Origin of the sequence: Bacillus sp. L_1B0_5, assembly GCF_000836715.1 — a bacterium.
Classification (GTDB): Bacteria; Bacillota; Bacilli; order Bacillales; family Bacillaceae_G; genus Bacillus_A; species Bacillus_A thuringiensis_S.
Window position 1 is genome coordinate 1 of record NZ_JXIS01000143.1, and the last position, 2,315, is coordinate 2,315.

The following is a 2,315-nucleotide window of genomic DNA, read 5'->3' on the forward strand; positions in this document are numbered from 1 at the left end:
CTGTTTGATTTTATCTTCTGGACCACCCACATAAAAGCGAGTACGCTCATTTTCTCCCTCTGGACGATACATCGTCATGCGGTACCAATCGCGCCCTTTTAACAGCCGTTCTAAAGGTTTGCGGCCCGATCCATGTACATGCCGAATCATTTGTCCTAGCTTATCTGGTGTGACTTCATCATCTATGTGAGGGATGAATAATACATATCGATACCGTTTCTTTTCCAAGAATAAATAGATGCCATGTAAGACAATTCGTATGACAATTCCTAACAGGATCAGCAAGGCAATCCCGCGAAACACACCGACTACAGTTGGCACCAGCTTCATCAATTCTATGAGGATTTTTTCTTTAGAAAACCAGACAAATGCGACAGCTCCTATACCTAAGAGCATTTTCCAGTTCTTTTCTATGAAGTTTTCAATTTCTTTGTCGAGCTTGCTGTGCGCCACTTCTTCACTTCCTTTCTGTCCTTGAAATGGCCTTATGCAAGGGCTAATTGTTTTTCACGATGCTTTTGTGTTCGTTCTTCTGCAGCTAGCTGAATCAAAATTTGAGGTTGTATGATCCCGTTTTGAGGTTGATTAATTTGATCTAAGAGTGTTTTATAATTGAAGAGTTCTTGCTTCACTTGTTCGATATCTAATTCACCATCTACCGTTACTTGTTCTTTCCAGAACGTTTCCCAGCATTCCTGACGATTTTGATACGCTTGTTTTCCCATCTTGCTTCCTCCTTTTAAATGGGGAGGATATTCAGTGAAAGAATGTCCTCCCATGAATACTATGATTTGCGCGCTTTTTTGTAAGGGTCTAGCGTGACCAAGAGAGAAGAGAAAATCATGCTTTTCCCCATTCTTCCCGCCCATTCTTCTGTACGCTTATTTGTTGAAGGTGTATGTGTTGTATGAGGAACTCGACCGATAGAAAAACCGCGTTTACTTCGCATATGCTTAATTGGTTTCATAAGAAATCCTCCTTTATTGTTTTATCTTTCTATATCGTTAAATAGAAATATTCTGTACATCTAAGAGGTTTCATTCATTATGAAGCTACTAAATCTAATTCTTCTAAATCTGTAGAAAGAATCGTAATTTCTTGTTGGTGCTCTTTGAATAGAACATGTTGGATATTTTTCCGCAACTGAAACCCATCTTCTGGTAATGCTAGCAAATACGACTTTTTGTATTTGATCCCATCCGTCTGATAATGTACATCAAGTATGCACATTTGATCCCGCCCTCCCTTATCAGTTGAGAGTGTTTTAAACTTCTTGATTCTTACGTTTTCTAACTGCGTAAACAGCTAGGATGCTACCAAAAACGACAAATGTAAAACCAATCCATTTCCAATATGGATTTTCAGCTTTTCCGCCTGTAGTTGGTAAATGACTTTCTACTTTCTTAGGTTGTTCTTTCATCGGTTGTGGTTGTTTTACAATGTATTGTGGTTTCTCTGGTGTTGGTACAGGTTTTTCAATGACCTGTGGTGTTTGTGGCTTCTCTGGTTGCGGTTTTGGTTGTTCTGGCTGTGGCGTTTCTGGTGTTGGTGGAACTTCTTTTTTCTTATCTGCTACAACATGTTTGATAATCTCACCATCTGTTTTAATTTCAAAAGAGAATGTTTCTTCATTGACTAAATATCCCTCTGGTGCGAATGTCTCTTTATATGTGTATTTACCAGCTGGTAATTTTTCAAACTTTGCAATGCCTTGTTCATTTGTTTTTCCTTTTACAACTTCCTGGCCTTGCTCGTTATAGATCGTAAATTCTGCACCTGGTAACTTATTGTTTCCATCGGCTACGTCTACTTTTGTAATTTCTAAGCTACCCTCAATCTTTTTGTTTTTTACGATGTGTTTAATCATTTCTCCATCCGTTTTAATTTCAAAGGAGAATGCTTCTTCATGTGACACATAACCTTGTGGTGCAAATGTCTCTTTATATGTGTATTTACCAGCTGGTAATTTTTCAAACTTTGCAATGCCTTGTTCATTTGTTTTTCCTTTTACAACTTCCTGGCCTTGCTCGTTATAGATTGTAAACTCTGCACCTGGTAACTTGTTGTTTCCATCAGCTACGTCTACTTTTGTAATTTCTAAGCTACCTTCAATCTTTTTGTTTTTTACGGTGTGTTTAATCATTTCACCATCCGTTTTAATTTCAAAAGAGAATGTTCCTTCATGTGACACATAACCTTGTGGTGCAAGTGTTTCTTTGTATGTGTACTTTCCTGCTGGTAATTTATCGAACTTCGCAACGCCTTGTTCGTTCGTTTTCCCTTTCACGACTTCCTGGCCTTGCTCGTTATAGATC

The 2,315-nt window shown here is 38.3% G+C and carries 4 protein-coding genes and 1 pseudogene; all 5 read right to left on the bottom strand.

What is annotated here, in order from left to right:
• Positions 1-453, bottom strand: a pseudogene (locus RT27_RS30080) (ATP-binding protein); the annotation flags it as partial.
• A gap of 32 nt (positions 454-485) precedes the next feature.
• Positions 486-725: a hypothetical protein gene (locus RT27_RS30085; protein ID WP_043938807.1), complete on the bottom strand. Its 240-nt coding sequence runs from the start codon at positions 723-725 to the stop codon at positions 486-488.
• A 59-nt stretch (positions 726-784) separates the two neighbouring features.
• Complete coding sequence (locus RT27_RS30090; protein WP_043938808.1) at positions 785-967, bottom strand: hypothetical protein; 183 nt, start codon at positions 965-967, stop codon at positions 785-787.
• 77 nt (positions 968-1,044) lie between these two features.
• A complete protein-coding gene (locus tag RT27_RS30095; RefSeq protein WP_043938809.1) occupies positions 1,045-1,230 on the bottom strand; it encodes a hypothetical protein in 186 nt (61 codons plus the stop codon).
• Between the two features lie 34 nt (positions 1,231-1,264).
• Positions 1,265-2,315: SpaA isopeptide-forming pilin-related protein (locus RT27_RS30100; RefSeq protein ID WP_043938810.1), on the bottom strand; the 1,051-nt coding region annotated here is incomplete at its 5' end.